Below are 23,406 nucleotides of genomic sequence, written 5' to 3'. Positions count from 1 at the left end.
AATTATGGATAGAAGTTCTGCTGGTATCAGTGGTCAATACGCAAGATCAGATAACGGTTACAACCAACCGAATGGCCATGCCCCTTCTTCAAGGCGTGGGCGATACCGACATGCCACAGTCAGACACTGGAATCATCCCCCCCCGCTCTACCCCGTGGCATAATGGTTTTTACCATTCTTCAGGCCCATGCTCTTCTCAATATCTAGTGCACCGTTCCGTCAACCCGACTCAAGATTTTAATGCCCTCATCAAACCGGAAATAATGGATGATCTGGTGAGTAAATCGGATCGTTTCGGTCAGCGCTATGATGGGAGAAATCACGGGCAATATGCCAGTTCAATTAAAAAATACTCGTCAGCGTCTAAAAGACCGTTAAACCGAACAGAACAAAGCCAGCTGATGCGTTTGCTTAACAATTTTACTGTAACACGGAGCTGGAATTGGCGAAGCCTGACGACAACACTTCACTCATTTACTTCAGCAGGTGTTTTTACCCCTCATAAACCCATGAATGAGCGTGTTCAGCACACTCAAGCGGCCTTATTGTCGACGCTATTTGATGCAATAATATTTAACTGCAACCAAAAATCTGAAGCCAGGAATATTGATGCCCAGGGAATCACCAACCTGCTGTGGGCCATGGCGAAACTGGTGGACAACGGGCAAAAGTGGACACCGGGGCTCAAAGAGGCCATGACTGCGCTGCTGCCCCAAGTGGCCGCAAAGCAAGACCTATTTAATGCCCAGGGGATCTCCAACCTGCTGTGGGCGATGGCGAAACTGGTGGACAACGGGCTGGAGCGGACACCAGAGCTCAACGAGGCCGTAGCCTTGCTGTTGCCCCGCGTGAACGCACACAAAGATCAATTTATTCCTCAGCATCTCGCCAACCTGTTGTGGGCCATGGCGAAACTGGTAGATAACGGGCTGGAGCAGACACCAGAGCTCAACGAGGCCGTGGCCATGCTGTTGCTCCACGTGAACGCACAGAAAGCTCACTTTAAACCTCAGGAGATCACCAACCTGCTGTGGGCCATAGCGAAACTGGTGGGCAACGGGCAAGAGCAGACACCAGAGTTCAACGAGGCCCTGGCCACGCTGTTGCCCCTCGTGAACTCACAGAAAGCTCACTTTAAACCTCAGATGATTGCCAACCTGCTGTGGGCCATGGCGAAACTGGTGGACCACGGCAAGGAGCAGACACCAGAACTCAACGAGGCCTTGGCCGCGCTGTTGCCCCTCGTGAACGCACAGAAAACTAATTTTAAACCAAAGGAAATCGCCAACCTGCTGTGGGCCATGGCGAAAATGGTAGGCAATGGACAGGAGAGCACACCAGGACTCAAAGAGGCCGTGGCCGCGCTGTTGCCCCACGTGAACGTAAAGAAAGACCAATTTAATGCCCAGGGTATCACCAACCTGCTGTGGGCCCTGGCGAAACTGGTGGACAACGGGCAGGAGCACACACCAGAGCTTAAAGAGGCCGTGGCCGCGCTGTTGCCCCACGTGAACGCACAGAAAGACCGATTTAATACCCAGGCCATCGTCAACCTGCTATGGGCCATGGCGAAACTGGTGGACATCGGGCAGGCGCGGACACCAGAGCTCAACGAGGCCGTGGCCGCCCTGTTGCCCCACGTGAGCGCACGGAAAGACCAATTTATTCCTCAGCATATCGCCAACCTGCTGTGGGCCATGGCGAAACTGGTTGATAACGGGCAAGACCAGACACCGGGGCTCAACGAGGTTGTGGCCGCGCTGTTGCCCCACGTGAACGCACAAAAAGCTCACTTTAAACCACAGGAAATCGCCAACCTGCTGTGGGCCATGGCGAAACTGGTGGACAGCGGACAGGAGCGGACATCAGGGCTCAACGAGGCCGTGGCCGCGCTGTTGCCCCACGTGAACGCACAGAAAGACCAGTTTAATGCCCAGGCTATCGCCAACCTGCTGTGGGCCATGGCAAAACTGGTGGACAGCGGGCTGGAGCGGACACCAGGGATCAACGAGACCCTGGCTGCGCTGTTGCCCCACGTAAACACACAGAAAGGTAATTTTAATCCACAGGAAATCGTCAACCTGCTGTGGGCCATGGCGAAACTGTTGGACAGCGGTCAGAAGCGGACACCAGGGCTCAACGAGGCCGTGGCCGCGCTGTTGCCCCAAGTGAACGCACAGAAAGACCAATTTCATGCTCAGGGTATCACCAACCTGCTGTGGGCCATGGCGAAACTGGTGGACAATGTGCAGGGGCTCAACGAGACCGTGGCCACACTGTTGCCTCGGGTGAGCGCACATAAAGACCACTTTAATGCCCAGGGTATTGCCAACCTGCTGTGGGCCACGGCCAAACTGGGTGAACTCGTTGAGCTGAAACTGGCTACCTCTACGTTCGAATCGCTTGTCTATCGAATCAGTGAGAACCTTCAGTTTTCCAGGAAAGAGATATCAATGTCTCTCTGGGGAGTCATGGTATGCTGTGCCAGGCTGGCTCTAGACTCCAATGCCAATAAAAATAACGTGCTTGAAAAGCACATGGATGACCTGTTGAATCGCCTGGAAAATACCTCGTCAGATAATAAAGAGTATCAAGCCATCATGAGCATGGCCGCCAGTTGGCTTGGCAGAGTCTGTCCGGTCGCCTGCCATTACCAGACAATCATTTCAAAACCTCAATCCGGTTTCCGCGATCAACTCCAATCATCTATTCCATCTTTGAAGATTGAAGAAGAAAAGAGTCTGAACTCATTACCTCCGGTTGACCTGCTTCTGCCAGAACACAACATGGTGATTGAAGTTCAGGGACCGTCTCATTACGTGGGTGGTGATTTCAAAACCAGGAATGGTTCGACTCTGCTGAAAATCGCACTGCTGCAAAAATCAGGATTTGAGGTCATTGAAATCCCGGCTAACCAGCTTTTGAAGAAAGATTTAATGAAGCTATATATTAATCAAATAAAGATCAGGGTAAGCATCCCGCCACAGGGTCATGACAGCTATGTTGCGTTTAAGGGTTGAAGTGAAGAAATTCTAAAATTTTATTGGCCAGTCGATCAGATGTTAGAGCATTGATGCCAGTTAAAGCCCTTCTCCATCCCAGATAGTGTGATAGATATTTTGTCGCAACTCCGTGAAAAATCCCTGTAATCCACTGCTTCAGGTGGCTGTGGTATGCATTCACATGCTGTAAGTGAAAAACACCTTCTATCACCCGTATTCCAGAGGATGACACCAGCTCCTTAAAAGTAAATCCTAACGCTCTCGCAAGCTTTTCATGTGCAAGACTGGCATCGGCACATACGACAGTTTCAATATTTATCCGACCATTTAAATGGCGACAGAGTTCATCAGCGCTCTCATTTTTCAATACACCATCAACCGTCTGACTTCCTCGGTCTCTAGCTACCATGACTGGTATTTTTCGACAGTTTGTCTTTTTATCACTACCTCGTTTCCTCACGGGTCTTGGCAGGCCTTTTTTTTGACCTTTAAAAGATTCACGAAAAAAAGTTTCATCGAGTTCGGCAATACCACTGAGTTCTGGTGCCTGATCATGCTCAATGACCTGTAAAAAACGATGCCGCCAACGGAATGATGTATTTAACGAAACTCCGCATTGCTTGGCAGCCGGGCGAAGCGTTAAAGAGTGGGTCATTCCCTCAAGATATTTCGGCCATGCTTCAGGGCGTCTTAAACGGGCCAAAGGTGTTTTGGAAAAAGCGTTCAGTGTTTTTCGGCAAACCTTGCACCGAAATCGTTGGCGTTTGTTCCTTTTCCCCCAGCGCTGAAGGGCTTCAGATCCACAATGAGGACATTTTGGAGCCCGTACAAAACTATCCTCAATAGACTTTGCAATATCGGAAGGAGAATTTTGCTCTGATAGAGCATTGATAAGAGTATTTCGCTGCTGGCTGCTTAATAACGGCACAGCATTAAGAAGGTCTTGAAACTGTTGGGGCTTCATAACGTAGCCTCCCATTGCAGGGGATCACGACAGTTTAGACCTATCAACCTTTAAAACAAACATAGCCGGGTCATGACTCTGTTTCACTTAAAAGAGGGTGGACAGCTGCTGCATACGTGACTGGTGAAGAACATTCAGAAGAGCAAACCAACCCAGCAAGGAAAAAGAAAACAAACAACCAGTAATCGCCTTCCTCCCATCATGACTCAAGTAAACTTTTTTGCAAAATGAACTTCTGAGCAGAACAGCAGTCTGCTTTTTATATTTTCATGAATTAATGAAATATAATTATGGATAGAAGTTCTGCTGGTATCAGTGGTCAATACACAAGATCAAATAACAGTTACAACCAACCGAATGGCCCTGCCCCTTCTTCAAGGCGTGGGCGATACAGACATGCCACAGTCAGACCATGGGATAATCACCACCGTACTGCACCGGGTCGCAATGAATTTTACCATTCTTCTGGCACACGCTCTTCTCAACATCTACAGTGCCGTTCAGTAAACCCTGCTCAAGATTTTAATGCCCTCATCAAACAGGAAATAATGGATGATCTGTTGAGTCAATCGGATCGTTTCGGTCATCGCTATAATGGAAAAAATCACGGGCAATATGCCAGTTTAATTAAAAAATACACGTCAGCTGCTAAAAGACCGTTAAATCGAACAGAACAAAGCCAGCTGATGCGTTTGCTGCAAAATTTTACCGTAATACGGAGCTGGAATTGGCGAAGCCTGACGACAACCCTTCACTCATTTACTTCAGCGGGTGTTTTTACCCCTCATAAACCCATGAATGAGCGTGTTCAGCTCACTCAAGCTGCCTTATTATCAACGCTACTTGATGTAATAATATTCAAGTGCAACCAAACACCTGAAGCCAGTGATATTGGTGCCCAGGGTATCGCTAACCTGCTGTGGGCCATGGCGAAACTGGTGGGCAACGGCCAGGAACGGACAGCAGAGCTCAAAGAGGCTGTGGCCGTGTTGTTGCCCCACGTAAACGTACAGAAAGATCAATTTATTCCTCAGGCTATCGCCAACCTGCTGTGGGCCATGGCGAAACTGGTGGACAACAGGCAGGAGCGGGCACCAGAGATCAACAAGGCTGTGGCTGCGTTGTTGCCCCATGTGAACGTACAGAAAGACAAATTTAATGCCCGTGATATCGCCAACCTGCTGTGGGCAATGGCGAAACTGGTGGACAACGGGCAGGAGCGGACACCAGATTTCAACGAGGCCGTGGTCGCGCTGTTGCCCCAAGTGAACGCACAGAAAGACCAGTTTATTCCTCAGCATATCGCCAACCTGCTGTGGGCCATGGCGAAACTGGTGGACAACGGGCTGAATCATACACCAGAGCTCAAAGAGGCTGCGGCCGCGCTGTTGTCCCACGTGAACGCAAAGAAAGCTCACTTTATACCACAGGGTATCGCTAACCTGCTGTGGGCCATGGCGAAACTGGTGGACAACGGGCTGGATCGGACACCAGTGCTCAAAGAGGCTATGGTCGCGCTGTTGCCCCACGTGAACGTACAGAAAGAACAATTTAATGCCCAGGATATCGCCAACCTGCTGTGGGCCATGGCGAAACTGGTGTACAACGGACAGGAGCGGACACCAGAGTTCAACGAGACCGTGGCCGCGTTGTTGCACCAAGTGAACGCACAGAAAGACCAATTTAATGCCCAGGAAATCACCAACCTGCTGTGGGCCATGGCGAAACTGGTGGACAGCGGGCTGGAGCGAACAACGGAGCTCAAAGATGCTGTGCCCGAGCTGTTGCTACACGTGAATGCACAGAAAGACCAATTTATTCCCCAGCATATCGCCAACCTGCTGTGGGCCGTGGCGAAACTGGTGGACAACGGGCTGGAGCGAACAACGGAGCTCAAAGATGCTGTGCCCGCGCTGTTGCCCCACGTGAATGCACAGAAAGACCAATTTATTCCCCAGCATATCGCCAACCTGCTGTGGGCCATGGCAAAACTGGTGGACAACGGGTACGAACAGACGCCAGAGTTCAACGAAGCGGTGGCTTCGCTGTTGACCTGCGTGAACGTACAAAAAGCTAACTTTAACCCACAGGAAATCACCAACCTGCTGTGGGCCACTGCCAAACTGGTGAACAGCGGGCAGGATCTGACACCAGAGTTTAAAGAAGTCGTGTCCGCGCTGTTGCGCCACGTGAACGCACAGAAAGCTAACTTTAAACCACAGGAAATCAACAACCTGCTGTGGGCTATAGCGAAACTGGTGGATAACGGGCAGAAGCAGACACCGGAGCTCAAAGATGCTGTGGCCGCGCTGTTGCCCCACGTGAATGCACAGAAAGACCAATTTATTCCCCAGCATATCGCTAACCTGCTGTGGGCCATGGCAAAACTGGGTGAACTCATTGAGCTGAACCTGGCTATCTCTACGTTCGAATCGCTTGTCTATCGAATCAGTATGAACCTGCTGTTTTCTCCGGAAGAGATATCGATGTCTCTCTGGGGAGTCATGGTATTGTGTGCCAGGTTGGCTCTAGACTCCAATGCCAATAAAAATAATGTGTTTGAAAAGCACATGGATGACCTGTTCACTCGCCTGGAAAATACATCGCCAGATAATGAAGAGGATCAATCCATCATTACCATGGCTGCAAGTTGGCTTGGCAGAGCGTGTCCGGTCGTCCGCCATTACCAGACAATCGTTTCAAAACATCAATCCAACTTCCGCAATCAACTCCAATCATGCATTCCATCTTTGAGGATCGAAGAAGAAAAGAGTCTGAACTCATTGCCTCCGGTTGACCTGCTTCTGCCAGATCACAACATGGTGATTGAAGTTCAGGGCCCTTCTCATTACGTGGGTGGTGATTTCAACACCAGGAATGGTTCGACTCTGCTGAAAATCGCACTGTTGCAAAAAGCAGGATTCGAGGTCATTGAAATCCCGGCTAACCAGCTTTTGAACAAAATTTTAATGAAACCCTATATTGATCAAATAAAGATCAGGATAGGCATCCCGCCACAGGGTCATAGCTCTGTTTCACTTAAAAGAGGGTGGGCAGGTGCTGCATACGTGACTGACGAAGAACATTTAGCAGAGCAAACCAACCCGACAAAGAAGAAGAAAACAAACAGCCAGTAATCGCCTTCCTCCCATCATGACTCAGGTAAACTTTGCCACACAATGAACTTCCGGGCAGAACAGCAGTCTGCTTTTCATATTTTCATGAATTAATGAAAGATAATTATGGATAGAAGTTCTGCTGGTATCAGTGGTCAATACACAAGATCTGATAACGGTTACAACCAACCGAATGGCCATGCCCCTTCTGCAAGGCGTGGGCGATATAGACATGCCACAGTCAGACAGCGGGGTAGTCACCCCCGCTCTACCCCGGGATGTAACGAATTTCACCATTCTTCTGGCACACGCCCTTCTCAATATTTAGTGCACCGTTCAGTCAACTCTGCTCAAGATTTTAATGCCCTCATCAAACCAGAAATAATGGCTGGTCTGGTGAGTAAGTCGGATCGTTTCGGTCATCGCTATGATGGGAGAGATCACGGCCTATATGCCAGTTCAATTAAAAAATACACGTCAGCGTCTAAAAGGCCTTTAAATCGAGCGGAACAAAGCCAGCTGATGCGTTTGCTGCAAAATTTCGCAGCAACACGGAGCTGGAATTGGCGAAGCCTGACGACAACACTGCACTCATTTACTTCAGCAGGTGTTTTTACCCCTCATAAACCCATGAATGCGCGTGTTCAGCTCACTCAGGCTGCCTTATTATCAACGCTACTGGATGCAATAATATTCAAGTGCAACCAACAACCTCAAGCCAGTGATATTGGTGCCCAGGTCATCGCTAACCAGCTGTGGGCCATGGCAAAATTGGTGGATAGCGGGCAGGAACTAACACCAGGGCTCAAAGAGGGTGTGGCCGCGCTGTTGCCCCTCGTGAACGCACAGAAAGACCAATTTAATGCTCAGGGTATCGCCAACCTGCTGTGGGCCATGGCGAAACTGGTGGGCAACGGGCAGGAGCGGACAGCAGAACTCAAAAAGGCCGTGGCGGCGCTGTTGCACCAAGTGAGCGCACAGAAAGACCAGTTTAATGCTCAGGGTATCGCCAACCTGCTGTGGGCCATGGCGAAACTGGTGGGAAATGGACAGGAGCAGACATCAGGGCTCAACGAGGCCCTGGCCGCGCTGTTGCCCCACGTGGACACACAGAAAGCTCACTTTAAACCACAGGAAATCACCAACCTGCTATGGGCCATGGCGAAACTGGTGGACAATGGACAGGAGCGGACACCAGAGCTCAAAAAGGTCGTGTCCGCGCTGTTGCCCCAAGTGAACGTACAAACAGCTAACTTTAAACCCCAGGAAATCACCAACCTGTTGTGGGCCATGGCGAAACTGGTGGACAACGGGCAGGAGCGAACACCAGAACTTGAAGAGGCCGTGGCCGCGCTGTTACCTCACGTGAACGCACAGAAAGACCAATTTAATGCCCAGGGTATCGCCAACCTGCTGTGGGCTATGGCGAAACTGGTGGACAACGGACAGGAGCAGACACCAGAGCTCAACGAGGCTATGGCCGCGCTGTTGCCCTACGTGAAAGCACAGAAAGACCAATTTACTCCTCAGCATATCGCCAACCTGTTGTGGGCCATGGCAAAACTGGTGAGCAATGGGCAAGAGTGGACATCAGGGCTCAAAGAGGCCCTGGCTGCGCTGTTACCACACGTGAACGCACAGAAAGACCAATTTATTCCTCAGCATATCGCCAACCTGCTGTGGGCCATGGCGAAACTGGTGGACAACGGGCAGGATTGGATACCAGGGCTCAGCGAGGCCGTGGCCGCGCTGTTACCCCACATGAACGCACAGAAGGACCAATTTAAGGCCCAGGGTATCGCCAATCTGCTATGGGCCATGGCGAAACTGGTGGACAACGGGCAGGACTGGATACCAGGGCTCAGCGAGGCCGTGGCCTTGCTGTTGCCGCACATAAACGCACAAAAGGACCAATTTAATGCTCAGGGTATCGCCAATCTCCTGTGGGCCATGGCGAAACTGGTGGACAACGGGCAGGAGCGGACACCAGAGCTCAACGAGACCGTGGCCGCGCTGTTGCCCCTCGTGAATGCAAAGAAAGGCCAATTTATTCCTCAGCACATCACCAACCTGCTGTGGGCCGTGGCGAAACTGGTGGACAACAGACAGGACCGGACACCAGAGCTCAATGGGGCCGTGGTCGCGCTGTTACCCCTCGTGGACGCACAGATAGACCAGTTTATTTCTCAGCATATCGCCAGCCTGCTGTGGGCCATGGCAAAATTGGTGGATAGCGGCCAGGAGCAGACACCAGAGTTAAAAGAGGCCGTGGCCGCGCTGTTGCCCCGCGTAAACGCACAGAAAAACCAATTTAATGCCCAGGAAATCGCCAACCAGCTGTGGGCCATGGCGAAACTGGTGGACAACGGGCAGGAGCAAACACCAGAGTTCAACGAGGCTGTGGTCGCGCTGTTGCCCCTCGTAAACGTACAAAAAGCTAACTTTAAACCACAGGAAATCGCTAGCCTGCTTTGGGCCATTGCGAAACTGGGTGAACTCGTTGAGCTGAACGTGGTTACCTCTGCGTTCGAATCGCTTGTCTATCAAATCAGTGAGAACCTTCAGTTTTCTCAGGACGGGATATCGATGTCTCTCTGGGGAGTCATGGTATGCTGTGCCAGGTTGGCTCTACACTCCAATACTTATAAAAACACCTTGCTTGAAAAGCACATGGGTGACCTGTTGACTCGCCTGAAAAATACATCCCCGGACAATGAAAAGGATCAACGCATCATTGCCATGGCCTCCAGTTGGCTTGGAATAGCGTGTCCGATCATCCCCTATTACCGGACAACCATTTCAAAAACCCAGGCCGACTTCCGAGATCAACTCCAATCATCTCTTCCATCTTTGAAGATCGAAGAGGAAAAGAGTCTGAACTCATTACCTCCGGTTGACCTGCTACTGCCAGATCACAACATGGTTATTGAAGTTCAGGGACCGTCTCATTACGTGGGTGGTGATTTCAACACCAGGAATGGTTCGACTCTGCTGAAAATCGCACTGTTGCAAAAAGCAGGATTTGAGGTTATTGAAATCCCGGCTGACCAGCTTTTGAACAAAGATTTAATGAAACCTTATATTGATCAAATAAAGATCAGGATAGGCATCCCGCCACAGGGTCATGACTCTGTTTCACTTAGAAGAGGCTGGAGAGATGCTGCATACGTGACTGCCGAAGAACATTTAGCAGAGCAAACCAACCCGGCAAAGAGGAAGAAAACAAACAACCAGTCATCGCCTTCCTCCCATCATGACTCAAGTAAACTTTCCCGCAAAATGAACTTCTGAACAGAACAGCAGTCTGCTTTTTATATTTTCATGAATTAATGAAATATAATTATGGATAGAAGTTCTGCCGGTATCAGTGGTCAATACCCAAGATCAGATAACGGTTACAACCAACCGAATGGCCATGCCCCTTCTTCAAGGCGTGGTCGATACAGACATAGCACGGTCAGGCAGTGGGATGATACCCCACGCACTAACCCGGGGCGTAATAAATTTTACCGTTCTTCTGACGCATGCCCTTCTCAACATCTACAGCGCCGTTCAATAAACCCTGCCCAAGATTTTAATGCGCTCATCAAACAGGAAATAATGGATGATCTGGTGAGTAAATCGGAGCGATTCGGTCATCGCTATGATGGGAGAAATCACGCCATGTATGCCAATTCAATTAAACAATACACATCAGCTGCTAAAAGACCGTTAAATCGAGCTGAACAAAGCCAGCTGACAGGTCTGCTGCGAAATTTTACCATAACACGGCGTTGGGACTGGCGAAGCCTGACGACAACACTCCATTCATTGACTTCTGCAGGTGTTTTTACCCCTCATAAACCCATGGAAGAGCGTGTCAAGCATACTCAAGCCGCCTTATTGTCAACGCTACTTGATGCAATAATATTCAAGTGCAACCAAAAACCTCAAGTCAGGGACATCGATGCCCGGGGAATCGCCAACCTGTTGTGGGCCCTGGCAAAACTGGTGGACAACGGGCAGGAGCGGACAGCAGAGCTCAAAAAGGCCGTGGCCGTGTTGTTGCCCCATGTGAACGCACAGAAAAAACAATTTATTCCTCAGGGAATCGCCAACCTGCTGTGGGCTATGGCGAAACTGGTGGACAACGGGCTGGAGCGAACACCAGGGTTCACAGAGACCATGACCGCGCTGTTGCCCCATGTGAACGCACAGAAAGACCAATTCAATACCCAGAATATTGTCAACCTGCTGTGGGCCATCGCGAAACTGTCGGACAACGGGCAGAAGTGGGCACCAGAGCTCAACGAGGCCGTAGCCGTGCTGCTGCCCCACGTGAACGTACAAAAACCTGACTTTAAACCACAGGGTATCGCCAATCTGCTGTGGGCCATAGCGAAACTGGTGGACAACGGCCAGAAGCGGACACCAGGGCTCAACGAGGCCGTGGCCGCGCTGTTGCCCCAAGTGAACGCACACAAAGACCAATTTATTCCTCAGGCTATCGCCAACCTGCTGTGGGCCATGGCAAAACTGGTGGACAACGGGCAGGAGCAGACACCAGAGCTCAACAAGGCCGTGGCCGTGCTGTTGCCCCAAGTGAACGCACAGAAAGAACAGTTTATTCCTCAGAATATCGCCAATCTGCTGTGGGCCATGGCGAAACTGGTGGACAACGGGCAGGAGTCGACACCAGAGATCAACGAGGCCGTGGCCGTGCTGTTGCCCCAAGTGAAGGCACAGAAAGACCAGTTTATTCCTCAGCATATCACCAACCTGCTGTGGGCCATGGCGAAACTGGTGGACAACGGGCAGGAGCAGACACCAGAGCTCAACGAGGCCGTGGCTGCCCTGTTGCCCCATGTGATCGCACAGAAAGACCAATTTATTCCTCAGCACATCGCCAACCTGCTGTGGGCGATGGCGAAACTGGTGGACAACGGGCTGGAGCCGACACCAGAGCTCAAAAGGGCCCTGGCCGCGCTGTTGTTCCACGTGAACGCACAGAAAGCTGACTTTAAACCACAGGGTATCGCCAACCTGCTGTGGGCCATGGCGAAACTGGTGGACAACGTCCAGAGACGAACACCAGGACTCAACGAGGCCGTGGCCGCCCTGTTGCCCCTCGTGCAAGCACAGGAAAACCAACTTAATGCCCAGGGCATTGCCAACCTGCTGTGGGCTATTGCGAAACTGGTGGACAACGGACAGGAGCGGACACCAGGGCTTAAAAAGGCTGTAGCCGCGCTGTTGCCCCAGGTGAATGCACAAAAAGAGCAATTTACTGCCCTGGGTATCGTCAACCTGCTGTGGGCCATGGCGAAACTGGTGGACAGCGGACTGGAGCGAACACAAGGGCTCATAGAGACCGTGGCCGAACTGTTACCCCACGTGAACGCAATGAAAGACCAATTTATTCCTCAGCATATTGCCAAACTGCTGTGGGCCATGGCAAAACTGGTGGACAACGGGCAGGAGTGGACACTAGAGCTCAGAGAGACAGTGGCCGCGCTTTTGCACTACGTGAACGCACAGAAAAACCAATTGAACACCCAGGATGTCGCCAACCTGCTTTGGGCCATGGCAAAACTGGTTGACAACGGAGAGTGGGTACCAGAGCTTAAAGAAGCTGTGGCTGCGCTGTTGCCCTGCGTGAAGGCACAAAAAGCCCACTTTAGACCACAGGAAATCGCCAACCTGCTGTGGGCCATGGCGAAACTGGGTGATCTCATTGAGCTACACGTGGTTACCTCTACGTTCGAATCACTTGTCTGCCGATTAAGTGACAACCTTCAGCTCTCTCAGCAAGATATATTTATGTCTCTCTGGGGCATAATGGTATGCTGTGCCAGGTTGTCTCCAGACTCCAATGCCAATAAAAATAACATGCTTGACAAGCACATGGTTGACCTGTTTACTCGCTTGAAAAATACATCCCCGGACAATGAAAAGGATCAACGCATCATTGCCATGGCAGCCAGTTGGCTTGGGAGAGCGTGTCCGATCATCCCCCATTACCAGACAACCATTTCAAAACTTCAATCCGACTTCCGCGATCAACTCCAATCATGCATGCCCTCTTTGAAGATTGAAGAAGAAAAGTGTCTGAGCTCATTGCCTCCCGTTGACCTGCTGCTGCCAGATCACAACATGGTTATTGAAATTCAGGGACCGTCTCATTACGTAAGTAATGATTTTAAAATCAGGAATGGTTCGACTCTGCTTAAAATTGCACTGTTGCAAAAATCAGGATTTGAGGTCATTGAAATCCCGGTTAACCAGCTCAGGAGCAAGGATTCAATGAAACTATACGTTAATCACATAAAGACCAGAGTGGACATACCGCCACAGGGGCATGGCTGTGTATCACTTAACACCGGGTGGGCAGGTGCTGCATACGTGACTGGTGAAGGACATTTAGAAGAGCAAACCAACCCGGCAAAGAGGAAGAAAACAAACAGCCAGTCATCGCCTTCCTCCCATCATGACTCAAGTAAACTTTTCCGCAAAATGAACTTCTGAACAGAACAGCAGTCTGCTTTTTATATTTTCATGAATTAATGAAATATAATTATGGATAGAAGTTCTGCTGGTATCAGTGATCAATACCCAAGATCAGATAACGCTTACAACCAACCAAATGGCCATGCCCCTTCTTCAAGGCGTGGGCGACACAGACATGCCACAGTCAGACAGCAGGATACTCATCCCCGCTCTACCCCGGGATTTAACGAATTTCACCATTCTTCTGGCACACACCCTTCTCAATATTTAATACACCGTTCAGTCAACTCTGCTCAAGATTTTAATGCCCTCATCAAACCAGAAGTAATGGCTGGTCTGGTGAGGAAATCGGATCGTTTCGGCCATCGCTATGATGGGAGAGATCACGGCCTATATGCCAGTTCAGTTAAAAAATACACGTTAGGTACTAAAAGACCGTTAAATCAAGCGGAACAAAGCCAGCTGATGCGTTTGCTGCAAAATTTCACAGCAACCCGGAGCTGGAATTGGCGAAGCCTGACGACAACAATGCATTCATTGACTTCAGCGGGTGTTTTTACCCCTCATAACCCCATGGATGAGCGTGTCAAGCGTACTCAAGCTGCCTTATTGTCAACGCTACTTGATGTAATAATATTCAAGTGCAACCAAAAACCTCCAGCCGGGGATATTGATGCCCGGGGAATCGCCAACCTGCTGTGGGCCATTGCAAAACTGGTGGACAACGGACAGGAACGGACACCACAGCTCAACGAGGCCGTGGTCGCTTTGTTGCCCCACGTGAACACACTGAAAGCTCACTTTAAACCACAGGAAGTCACCAACCTACTGTGGGCCATGGCCAAACTGCTGGACAACGGGCAGGAGTGTGCGGCAGAGCTCAAAGAGGCTATGACTGCCCTGTTGCCCCTCATCAACGCACATAAAGACCAATTTGAGGCCCAGGGCATTGCCAACCTGCTGTGGGCCATGGCGAAACTGGCTGACAACGGGCAGGATAAGATACCGGGGTTCATGGAGGCCGTAGCCACACTGTTGCCCTACGTGAACGCAAAAGCTAACTTTACACCTCAGGCAATCAGCAACCTTCTGTGGGCCATGGCGAAACTGGTGGACAACGGGCAGGAGAAGACACCAGAGCTCAACGAGGCCGTGGCCGCGCTGTTGCCCCTTGTGAACTCACAGATTGTGAACTCACAGAAAGAGTCATTTAATGCCCAGGGTATCGCCAATCTGCTGTGGGCCATGGCCAAACTGGTGGACAACGGCCAGGAGCAGACACCAGCTCTCAAAGATGCCGTGGCCGAGCTGTTGCCCCTCGTGAACGCACGGAAAGACCAATTTATTCCTCAGCACATCACCAACCTGCTGTGGGCCATGGCGAAAATGGTGGACAACGGGCAGGAGCACACACCAAAGCTTAAAGAGGCCGTGGCCGCGCTGTTGCCCCTCGTGAACGCACAGAAAGACCGATTTAATGCCCAGGCCATCGTCAACCTGCTATGGGCCATGACGAAACTGGTGGACATCGGGCAGGAGCATAGAGCAGATCTCAAAAACGCTACGGCCGCGCTATTGCCGCACGTGGACGCAAAGAAAGCCAACTTTACACCACAGGGTATCGTCAACCTGCTGTGGGCTATGGCGAAACTGGTAGACAACAGGCAGGATTGGATACCAGGGCTCAGCGAGGCCGTCGCCGCGCTTTTACCCTACTTGAACGCAAAGAAAGACCAATTTAATGCCCAGAGTATCGCCAACCTGATATCGGCCTTGGCGAAACTGGTGGACAACGGGCTGGAGCGGACACCAGAGATTAAAGCGACCGTGGCCGCGTTGTTGCCCACCGTGAACACACAGAAAGCTCACTTTAAACCACAGGAAATCGCCAACCTGCTGTGGGCCATGGCGAAACTGGTAGATAACGGGCAAGAGCCAACACCAGAGCTCAAAAGGACTCTGGCCGTGCTGTTGCCCCACGTGAAGGCACAGAAAGCTAACTTCAATCCACAGGAAATCGCCAACCTGCTGTGGGCCGTGGCAAAACTGGTGGACAACGGGCAGGACCGGACACCAGAATTCAACGAAGCGGTGGCTGCGCTGTTGCCCCACGTGAAAGAACAAAAAGCTAACTTTAAACCACAGGAAATCGCCAATCTGCTGTGGGCCGTGGCAAAATTGGTGGACAACGGGCAGGACCAGACACCAGAGCACAACGAGGCCGTGGCTGCCCTGTTGCCTCACGTGAACGCACTTAAAGATCAGTTTATTCCTCAGCACATCGCCAACCTGCTGTGGGCCATGGCGAAACTGGTGGTCAGCGGGCAGGACAGATACCAGGGCTCAACAAGGCCGTGGCTGCCCTGTTGCCCCTCGTGAACACGCTGGTGGTAAGCGGGCAGGAGCAGATACCAGGGCCCAACGAGGCTGTGGCTGCCCTGTTGCCTCTCGTGAACACACAGCAAGACCAATTTAATGCCCAGGGTATCGCCAACCTGCTGTGGGCTATGGCGAAACTGGTGGACAACGGGCAGGAGCAGACACCAGGGCTCAACAAGGCTGTGGTCGCGCTGTTGCCCCTTGTGAACGCAAAGAAAGACCAATTTAATGCCCAGGGTATTGCCAACCTGCTCTGGGCCACGGCCAAACTGGGTGAACTCATTGAGCTGAACCTGGCTACCTCTACGTTCGAATCGCTTGTCTATCGAATCAGTGAGAAGCTTCAGTTTTCTCAGGAAGAGATATCGATGTCTCTCTGGGGAGTCATGGTATGCTGTGCCAGGTTGTCTCTAGACTCCAATGCCAATAAAAATAACGTGCTCGAAAAGCACATGGACGACCTGTTCACCCGTCTGGAAAATACATTCCTGCACAATGAAGAGGATCAACGCACCATTGTCCTGGCCGCAAGCTGGCTTGGCAGAGCGTGTCCGGTCGTCCCCCATTACCAGACAACCATTTCAAATACCCAAGCCGAATTCCGCGATCAACTCCAATCATCTATTCCATCTTTGAAGATTGAAGAAGAAAAGAGTCTGAACTCACTGCCTCCAGTTGACCTGCTTCTGACAGATCACAACATGGTTCTTGAAGTTCAGGGACCGGGTCATTACGTAGGTGGTGATTTCAAAACCAGGAATGGTTCGACTCTGCTGAAAATCGCACTGTTGCAAAAAGCAGGATTTGAAGTCATTGAAATTCCGGTTAACAGGCTCTTGAGTCAGGATTTAATGAAACCATACATTGATCAAATAAAGGCCAGGATAGGCATCCCGCCACAGGGGCATGGCTCTGTATCACTTAAAAGAGGGTGGACAGGTGCTGCATACGTCACTGGTGAAGAACATTTAGCAGAGCAAAGCAACCCGGCAAAGAGGAAGAAAACAGGCAGCCAGTAATCGCCTTCCTCCCATCATGACTCAAGTAAACTTTGCCGCACAATGAACTTCCGGGCAGAACAGCAGTCTGCATTTTTATATTTTCATGAATTAATGAAATATAATTATGGATAAAAATTCTGCTGGTATCAGTGGTCAATACACAAGATCAAAAAACAGTTGTAACCAACCGAATGGCCATACCCCTTCTTCAAGGCGTGGGCGATACAGACATGCCACAGTCAGACAATGGGATACCCTTCCCCGCACTGCACCGCGTCACAATGAATTTTATCAGTCTTCTGGCACACGCGCTTATCAACATCTACAGTGCCGTTCAGTAAACACTGCTCAAGATTTTAATGCCCTCATCAAACCAGAAATAATGGATGATCTGGTGCGTAAATCGAACCGTTTCGGTCATCGCTATGATGGGAGAAATCACGGGCACTATGCCAGTTCAATTAAAAAATACACGTTAGCTGTTCAAAGACCGTTAAATCGAACAGAACAAAGCCAGCTGATGCGTTTGCTGCAAAATTTTACCGCAACCCGGAGCTGGAATTGGCGAAGCCTGACGACAACACTGCACTCATTGACTTCAGCGGGTGTTTTTACCCTTCATAAACCCATGGATGAGCGAGTTAAACTTACTCAGACTATCTTATTGTCAACACTTCTTGATGCAATAATATTCAAGTGCAACCAAAAGCCGCCAGCCAGGGATATTGATACCCGGGGAATTGCCAACCTGCTGTGGGCCATGGCGAAACTGGTGGACAACGGGCAGGCGCAGACACCAGAACTCAAAGAGGCCATGGCCGAGCTGTTAACCCTCGTAAACGCACAGAAAGACCAATTTATTCCGCAGCATATCGCCAACCTGCTGTGGGCCATGGCGAAACTGGTGGACAAAGGCCAGGAGCAGACACCAGAGTTCAAAAAGACCGTCGCCTCGCTGTTGCCCCTGGTGAACGCACAGAAAAACCAATTTACTGCCCAGGGGATTGTCAACCTGCTGTGGGCCATGGCAAAACTGGTGGACAAAGGGCAGGAACGGACACCGGGACTCAAAGAGGCAGTGGCCGCGTTGTTGCCCCACGTGAACGCACAGAAAGCTCACTTTAACCCCCAGGAAATCGCCAACCTGCTGTGGGCCATGGCAAAACTGGTCGGCTGCGGGCTGCATACATCAGGGCTTACAGAGGCCTTGGCCGCGCTGTTGCCCCACGTGAACGCACAGCAAGCACACTTTAAACCCCAGGAAATCGCCAATCTGCTGTGGGCCATGGCAAAACTGGTCGACAGCGGGCAGGAACAGACACCAGAGTTCAAAGAGGCCGTGACCACGCTGTTGCCCCAAGTGAATGCCAAGAAAGCTCTCTTTAAACCACAGGAAATCACCAATCTGCTGTGGGCCATGGCGAAACTGGTGGACAACGGCCAGGAGCAAACACCACGGCTCAAAGAGGCCGTGGCCGCGCTATTGCACCGCGTGAACACACAGAAGGACCAATTTATTCCTCAGCATATCGCCAACCTGCTGTGGGCCATGGCGAAACTGGTGGACAACGGGCAGGAGCTGACACCCGGGCTCAACGAGGCCATGACCGTGCTGTTGCCCCAGGTGAACGTACAGAAAGACCAATTTACTGCTCAGGGAATTGCCAACCTGCTGTGGGCCATGGCAAAACTGGTGGACAACGGTCAGGAACGGACACCAGAGCTCAACGAGGCCGTGGCTGAGCTGCTGCCCTACGTGAACACACAGAAGTACCAATTTATCCCTCAGCATATCGCCAGCCTGCTGTGGGCCATGGCGAAACTGGTGGACAACGGGCAGGAGCAAACACCACGGCTCAAAGAGGCCTTGGCCTCGCTGTTGCCCCACGTGAACACACAGAAGGACCAATTTATTCCTCAGCATATCGCCAACCTGCTGTGGGCCATGGCGAAACTGGTGGACAGCGGGCAGGAGCTGACACCCGGGCTCAACGAGGCCATGACCGTGCTGTTGCCCCACGTGAACGTACAGAAAGACCAATTTAATGCTCAGGGAATTGCCAACCTGCTGTGGGCCATGGCAAAACTGGTGGACAACGGGCAGAAACGGACACCAGAGCTCAAAAGGGCTCTGGCCGTGCTGTTGCCCCACGTGAATTCAAAGAAAGACCAATTTATTCCTCAGAATATCGCCAACCTGCTGTGGGCCATGGCGAAACTGGTAGATAACGGGCAAGAGCCAACACCAGAGCTCAAAAGGGCTCTGGCCGTGCTGTTGCCCCACGTGAAGGTACAGAAAGCTAACTTTAACCCACAGGAAATCGCCAACCAGCTGTGGGCCATGGCGAAACTGGTGGACAACGGGCAGGAGCAGACACCAGAGTTCAACGAAGCCGTTGCTGCGCTGTTGACCTGCATCACCGTACAAAAAGCTCACTTTAAATCACAGCATATCGCCAGCCTGCTGTGGGCCATGGCGAAACTGGTAGACAGCGGGCAGGAGCAGACACCAGGGCTCAACGAGGCTACGGCCGCGCTGCTGCCCCTTGTAAATGCACAGAAAGACCAGTTTAATGAACAAGGTATCGCCAACCTGCTTTGGACCATGGCGAAACTGGTGGACATCGGGCAGGAGTGGACACCAGAGTTCCAAGCGGCTATTGCCGCGCTGTTACCCCACGTGAACTCACAGAAAGCTAACTTTACACCTCAGGCAATCAGCAACCTTCTGTGGGCCATGGCGAAACTGGTGGACAACGGGCAGGAGTGGATACCAGAGTTTAAAGCGGCCATGGACGTGCTGTTACCCCACGTGAACGCACAGAAAGCTAACTTTAAACCACAGGGTATCGCCAACCTGCTGTGGGCCATGGCGAAACTGGGTGAACTCGCTGAGCTGAATGTGGTTACCTCTACCTTCGAATCGCTTGTCTACCGAATCAGAGAAAGCCCTCAGCTCTCCAAGCAAGATATATCGATGTCTCTCTGGGGCGTAATGGTATGCTGTGCCAGGTTGTCTCTGGTCTCCAATGCCAATAACAATAACGTGCTTGAAAAGCACATGGTTGACCTGTTGACTCGCCTGGAAAATACCTTGCCAGATCCAGATAATGAAGATGATCGATCCATCATGATCATGGCCGCCAGTTGGCTTGGCAGAGCCTCTTCGGTCGTCCCCCATTACCAGACAACCATTTCAAAAACCCAAGGCGACTTCCGCGATCAACTCCAATCATCTATTCCATATCTGAAGATTGAAGAAGAAAAAAGTCTGAACTCATTACCTCCGGTTGACCTGCTGCTGCCAGATCACAACATGGTAATTGAAGTTCAGGGTCCCTCTCATTACGTAGGTGGTGATTTCAACACCAGGAATGGTTCGACTCTGCTGAAAATAGCACTGTTGCAAAAAGCAGGATTTGAGGTCATTGAAATCCCGACTAACCGGCTTTTGAACAACGATTTAATGAAACCCTATATTGAACAAATAAAGATCAGGATAGGCATCCCGCCACAGGGCCATGACTCTGTATCACTTAAAAGAGGTTGGACAGATGCTGTATACGTGACTGGTGAAGAACATTTAGCAGAGCAAAGCAACCCTGCAAAGAGGAAGAAAACAAGCAGCCAGTAATCGCTTTCCTCCCATCATGACTCAAGTAAACTTTTCCGCAAAATGAACTTCTGAGCAGAACAGCAGTCTGCTTTTTATAATTTCATGAATTAATGAAATATAATTATGGATGGAAGTTCTGCTGGTATCAGTGGTCAATACGCAAGATCAGATAACGGTTACAACCAACCGAATGGCCATGCCCCTTCTGCAAGGCGTGGGCGATATAGACATGCAACAGTCAGACAGCAGGATACTCACCCCCGCTCTACCCCGGGCTGTAATAAATTTCACCCTTCTTCCGGCACACACCCTTCTCAATATTTAATACACCGTTCAGTAAACTCTGCTCAAGATTTTAATGCCCTCATCAAACCAGAAATAATGGCTGGTCTGGTGAGGAAATCGGATCGTTTCGGCCATCGCTATGATGGGAGAGATCACGGCCTATATGCCAGTTCAGTTAAAAAATACACGTTAGGTGCTAAAAGACCGTTAAATCAAGCGGAACAAAGCCAGCTGATGCGTTTGCTGCAAAATTTTACCGCAACACGGAGCTGGAATTGGCGAAGCCTGACGACAACACTGCACTCATTTACTTCGGCGGGTGTTTTTACCCCACATAAACCCATGGATGAACGTGTTCAGCTCACTCAAGCAGCCTTATTGACGACGCTACTTGATGCAATAATATTCAAATGCAACCAAAAACCTGAAGCCAGTGATATTGGTGCTCAGGAAATCGCAAACCTGCTGTGGGCCATGGCGAAACTGGTGGACAATGGGCAGGAACTAACACCAGGGCTCAACGAGGCCGTGGTCGCAATGTTGCCCTACGTAAACGCACAGAAAGACCACTTTATTCCTCAGCATATTGTCAACCTGCTGTGGTCCATGGCGAAACTGGTGGACAACGGGCAGGAACTAACACCAGGGCTCAACGAGGCCGTGGCCGCAATGTTGCCCTACGTAAACGCACAGAAAGACCAATTTATTCCTCAGGGTATCGCCAACCTGCTGTGGGCCATGGCGAAAATGGCAGACAACGGGCTGAAGCACACTCCGAGGCTCAAAGAGGCCGTAGCCGCGCTGTTGCCCCACGTAAACACACAAAAAGCTTGCTTTAAACCACCGGAAATCGCCAACCTGTTGTGGGCCATGGCGAAACTGGTGGACAACAGCCAGGAGCAGACACCCGATTTCAACAAGGCCGTGGCCGTGCTGTTGCCCCTCGTGAAAGTACAGAAAGCTGACTTTACACCACAGGGAATCGCCAACCTGCTGTGGGCCATGGCGAAACTTTTGTACAACGGGATGGAGCCGACACCTGGGTTCACAGAGGCCGTGGCCGCGCTGCTACCCCACGTGAACGCACAGAAAGGCCAATTTATTCCTCAGCATATCGCCAGCCTGCTGTGGACCATGGCGAAACTGGTGGACAACAGACAGTACCGGACATCAGAGCTGAATGGGGCCGTGGTCGCGCTGTTACCACTCGTGGACGCACAGAAAGACCAGTTTATTCCTCAGCGAATCGCCAAACTGCTGTGGGCCTTGGCAAAATTGGTGGATAGCGGCCAGGAACAGACACCAGAGTGCAAAGAGGCCGTGGCCGCGCTGTTGCTTCGCGTGAACGCACAGAAAAACCAATTTAATGCCCAGGAAATCGCCAACCTGCTGTGGGCCATGGCGAAACTGGTGGACAACGGGCAGGAACGAACACCCGGGTTCAACGAGGCTGTGGCCGCACTGTTGCCACACGTAAACGCACACAAAGACCAATTTAATGCCCAGGAAATCGCCAACCTGCTGTGGGCCATGGCGAAACTGGTGGACAGCGGGCAGGAGCGGACAGCAGAGCTCAAACAGGCTGTGGCCGTGTTGTTGCCCCACGTAAACGTACAGAAAGACCAATTTATTCCTCAGGCTATCACCAACCTGCTGTGGGCCATGACGAAAATGGTAGACAACGGAAAGGAGCACACACCAAGGCTCAAAAAGGCCGTGGCAGCACTATTGCCCCACGTGAACGCACAGAAAGACCAATTTAGTGCCCGGGGTATTGCGATCCTGCTGTGGGCAGTGGCGAAACTGGGTGAGCTCGTTGAGCTGAACCTGGCTACCTCTTCGTTCGAATCACTTGTCTATAGAATCAGTGAGAACCTTCAGTTTTCTCAGCAAGAGATATTGATGTCTCTCTGGGGAGTCATGGTATGCTCTGCCAGGTTTTCTCTAGATTCCAATACCAACAAAAGTAACGTGTTTGAACAGCACATGGATGACCTGTTCACTCGCCTGGAAAATACCTCGCCAGACAATGAAGAAGAACAATCCATCATTACCATGGCTGCAAGTTGGCTTGGCAGAGCCTGTCCGGTCGTCTGCCATTACCAGACAAACATTTCAAAAACCCAGGTCGGCTTCCGCGATCAACTCAAATCATCTATTCCATCTTTGAAGATCGAATAGGAAAAGAGTCTGAACTCATTACCTCCGGTTGACCTGCTACTGCCAGATCACAACATGGTGATTGAAGTCCAGGGTCCCTCTCATTATGTGGGTGGTGATTTCAAAACCAGGAATGGTTCGACTCTGCTGAAAATCGCACTGTTGCAAAAAGCAGGATTTGAGGTCATTGAAATTCCGGTTAACATGCTCTCGAGTCAGGATTTAATGAAACCATACATTGATCAAATAAAGACCAGGATAGGCATCCCGCCACAGGAGCATGGCTTTGTATCACATAAAAGAGCGTGGACAGGTGCTGCATACATGACTGGTGAAGAACATTTAGCAGAGCAAACCAACCCGGCAAAGAGGAAGAAAACAGGCAGCCAGTAATCGC

At 50.9% G+C, this 23,406-nt stretch carries 11 protein-coding genes; 10 read left to right on the top strand and 1 reads right to left on the bottom strand.

Annotation, left to right across the window (positions count from 1 at the left end; translation table 11 throughout):
* Window positions 1-4 precede the first annotated feature (4 nt).
* Entirely contained in the window at window positions 5-163 is a 159-nt protein-coding gene (locus O3276_RS02975; protein WP_269674304.1) for a hypothetical protein, read from the top strand.
* A gap of 43 nt (window positions 164-206) precedes the next feature.
* Window positions 207-3,020, top strand: coding sequence for an RAP domain-containing protein (locus O3276_RS02970; protein WP_269674303.1), 2,814 nt, complete (start codon window positions 207-209; stop codon window positions 3,018-3,020).
* Here O3276_RS02970 and O3276_RS02965 read toward each other — a convergent pair.
* Window positions 3,010-3,966, bottom strand: a complete 957-nt coding sequence (locus O3276_RS02965) for an IS1595 family transposase (RefSeq protein WP_269674302.1) — start codon at window positions 3,964-3,966, stop codon at window positions 3,010-3,012. The two genes, O3276_RS02970 and O3276_RS02965, sit on opposite strands and share 11 nt — an antisense overlap.
* A gap of 290 nt (window positions 3,967-4,256) precedes the next feature.
* Between O3276_RS02965 and O3276_RS02960 the strand changes: the two genes are divergently transcribed.
* The 8 genes from O3276_RS02960 (at window position 4,257) to O3276_RS02925 (ending at window position 23,402) form a co-directional block, all read left to right on the top strand.
* Window positions 4,257-7,103 (top strand): RAP domain-containing protein, encoded by a 2,847-nt coding sequence (locus O3276_RS02960; protein ID WP_269674301.1) that lies wholly within the window; start codon window positions 4,257-4,259, stop codon window positions 7,101-7,103.
* A gap of 105 nt (window positions 7,104-7,208) precedes the next feature.
* Window positions 7,209-10,373, top strand: coding sequence for an RAP domain-containing protein (locus O3276_RS02955; protein WP_269674300.1), 3,165 nt, complete (start codon window positions 7,209-7,211; stop codon window positions 10,371-10,373).
* A gap of 51 nt (window positions 10,374-10,424) precedes the next feature.
* Complete coding sequence (locus tag O3276_RS02950) at window positions 10,425-13,586, top strand: RAP domain-containing protein (RefSeq protein WP_269674299.1); 3,162 nt, start codon at window positions 10,425-10,427, stop codon at window positions 13,584-13,586.
* A gap of 51 nt (window positions 13,587-13,637) precedes the next feature.
* Entirely contained in the window at window positions 13,638-15,947 is a 2,310-nt protein-coding gene (locus tag O3276_RS02945) for a DUF1601 domain-containing protein (RefSeq protein WP_269674298.1), read from the top strand.
* The gene (locus O3276_RS02940) at window positions 15,863-16,966 is read left to right on the top strand and encodes a DUF1601 domain-containing protein (protein ID WP_269674297.1); all 1,104 of its coding nucleotides are present in this window, start codon (window positions 15,863-15,865) and stop codon (window positions 16,964-16,966) included. Before O3276_RS02945 ends, O3276_RS02940 begins: the two co-directional genes overlap by 85 nt.
* 106 nt (window positions 16,967-17,072) lie before the next feature.
* Window positions 17,073-20,582, top strand: a complete 3,510-nt coding sequence (locus O3276_RS02935) for an RAP domain-containing protein (RefSeq protein WP_269674296.1) — start codon at window positions 17,073-17,075, stop codon at window positions 20,580-20,582.
* 105 nt (window positions 20,583-20,687) lie between these two features.
* Complete coding sequence (locus O3276_RS02930) at window positions 20,688-23,030, top strand: DUF1601 domain-containing protein (protein WP_269674295.1); 2,343 nt, start codon at window positions 20,688-20,690, stop codon at window positions 23,028-23,030.
* 54 nt (window positions 23,031-23,084) lie between these two features.
* Window positions 23,085-23,402 (top strand): RAP domain-containing protein, encoded by a 318-nt coding sequence (locus tag O3276_RS02925; protein WP_269674294.1) that lies wholly within the window; start codon window positions 23,085-23,087, stop codon window positions 23,400-23,402.
* Window positions 23,403-23,406 lie beyond the last annotated feature (4 nt).

The organism is Endozoicomonas sp. GU-1 (assembly GCF_027366395.1).
In the GTDB taxonomy this organism is placed as follows: domain Bacteria; phylum Pseudomonadota; class Gammaproteobacteria; order Pseudomonadales; family Endozoicomonadaceae; genus Endozoicomonas.
Note: the sequence above shows the minus strand (reverse complement) of the source record. Positions and strands in the feature narration are given on the sequence as shown.

Excerpts from the sequence above, each read along its gene's own strand:
- O3276_RS02975 (WP_269674304.1), top strand. The coding sequence starts at position 5 with ATGGATAGAAGTTCTGCTGGTATCAGTGGTCAATACGCAAGATCAGAT.
- O3276_RS02965 (WP_269674302.1), bottom strand. The coding sequence starts at position 3,966 with ATGAAGCCCCAACAGTTTCAAGACCTTCTTAATGCTGTGCCGTTATTA.
- O3276_RS02960 (WP_269674301.1), top strand. The coding sequence starts at position 4,257 with ATGGATAGAAGTTCTGCTGGTATCAGTGGTCAATACACAAGATCAAAT.
- O3276_RS02955 (WP_269674300.1), top strand. The coding sequence starts at position 7,209 with ATGGATAGAAGTTCTGCTGGTATCAGTGGTCAATACACAAGATCTGAT.
- O3276_RS02950 (WP_269674299.1), top strand. The coding sequence starts at position 10,425 with ATGGATAGAAGTTCTGCCGGTATCAGTGGTCAATACCCAAGATCAGAT.
- O3276_RS02945 (WP_269674298.1), top strand. The coding sequence starts at position 13,638 with ATGGATAGAAGTTCTGCTGGTATCAGTGATCAATACCCAAGATCAGAT.
- O3276_RS02935 (WP_269674296.1), top strand. The coding sequence starts at position 17,073 with ATGGATAAAAATTCTGCTGGTATCAGTGGTCAATACACAAGATCAAAA.
- O3276_RS02930 (WP_269674295.1), top strand. The coding sequence starts at position 20,688 with ATGGATGGAAGTTCTGCTGGTATCAGTGGTCAATACGCAAGATCAGAT.
- O3276_RS02925 (WP_269674294.1), top strand. The coding sequence starts at position 23,085 with ATGGTGATTGAAGTCCAGGGTCCCTCTCATTATGTGGGTGGTGATTTC.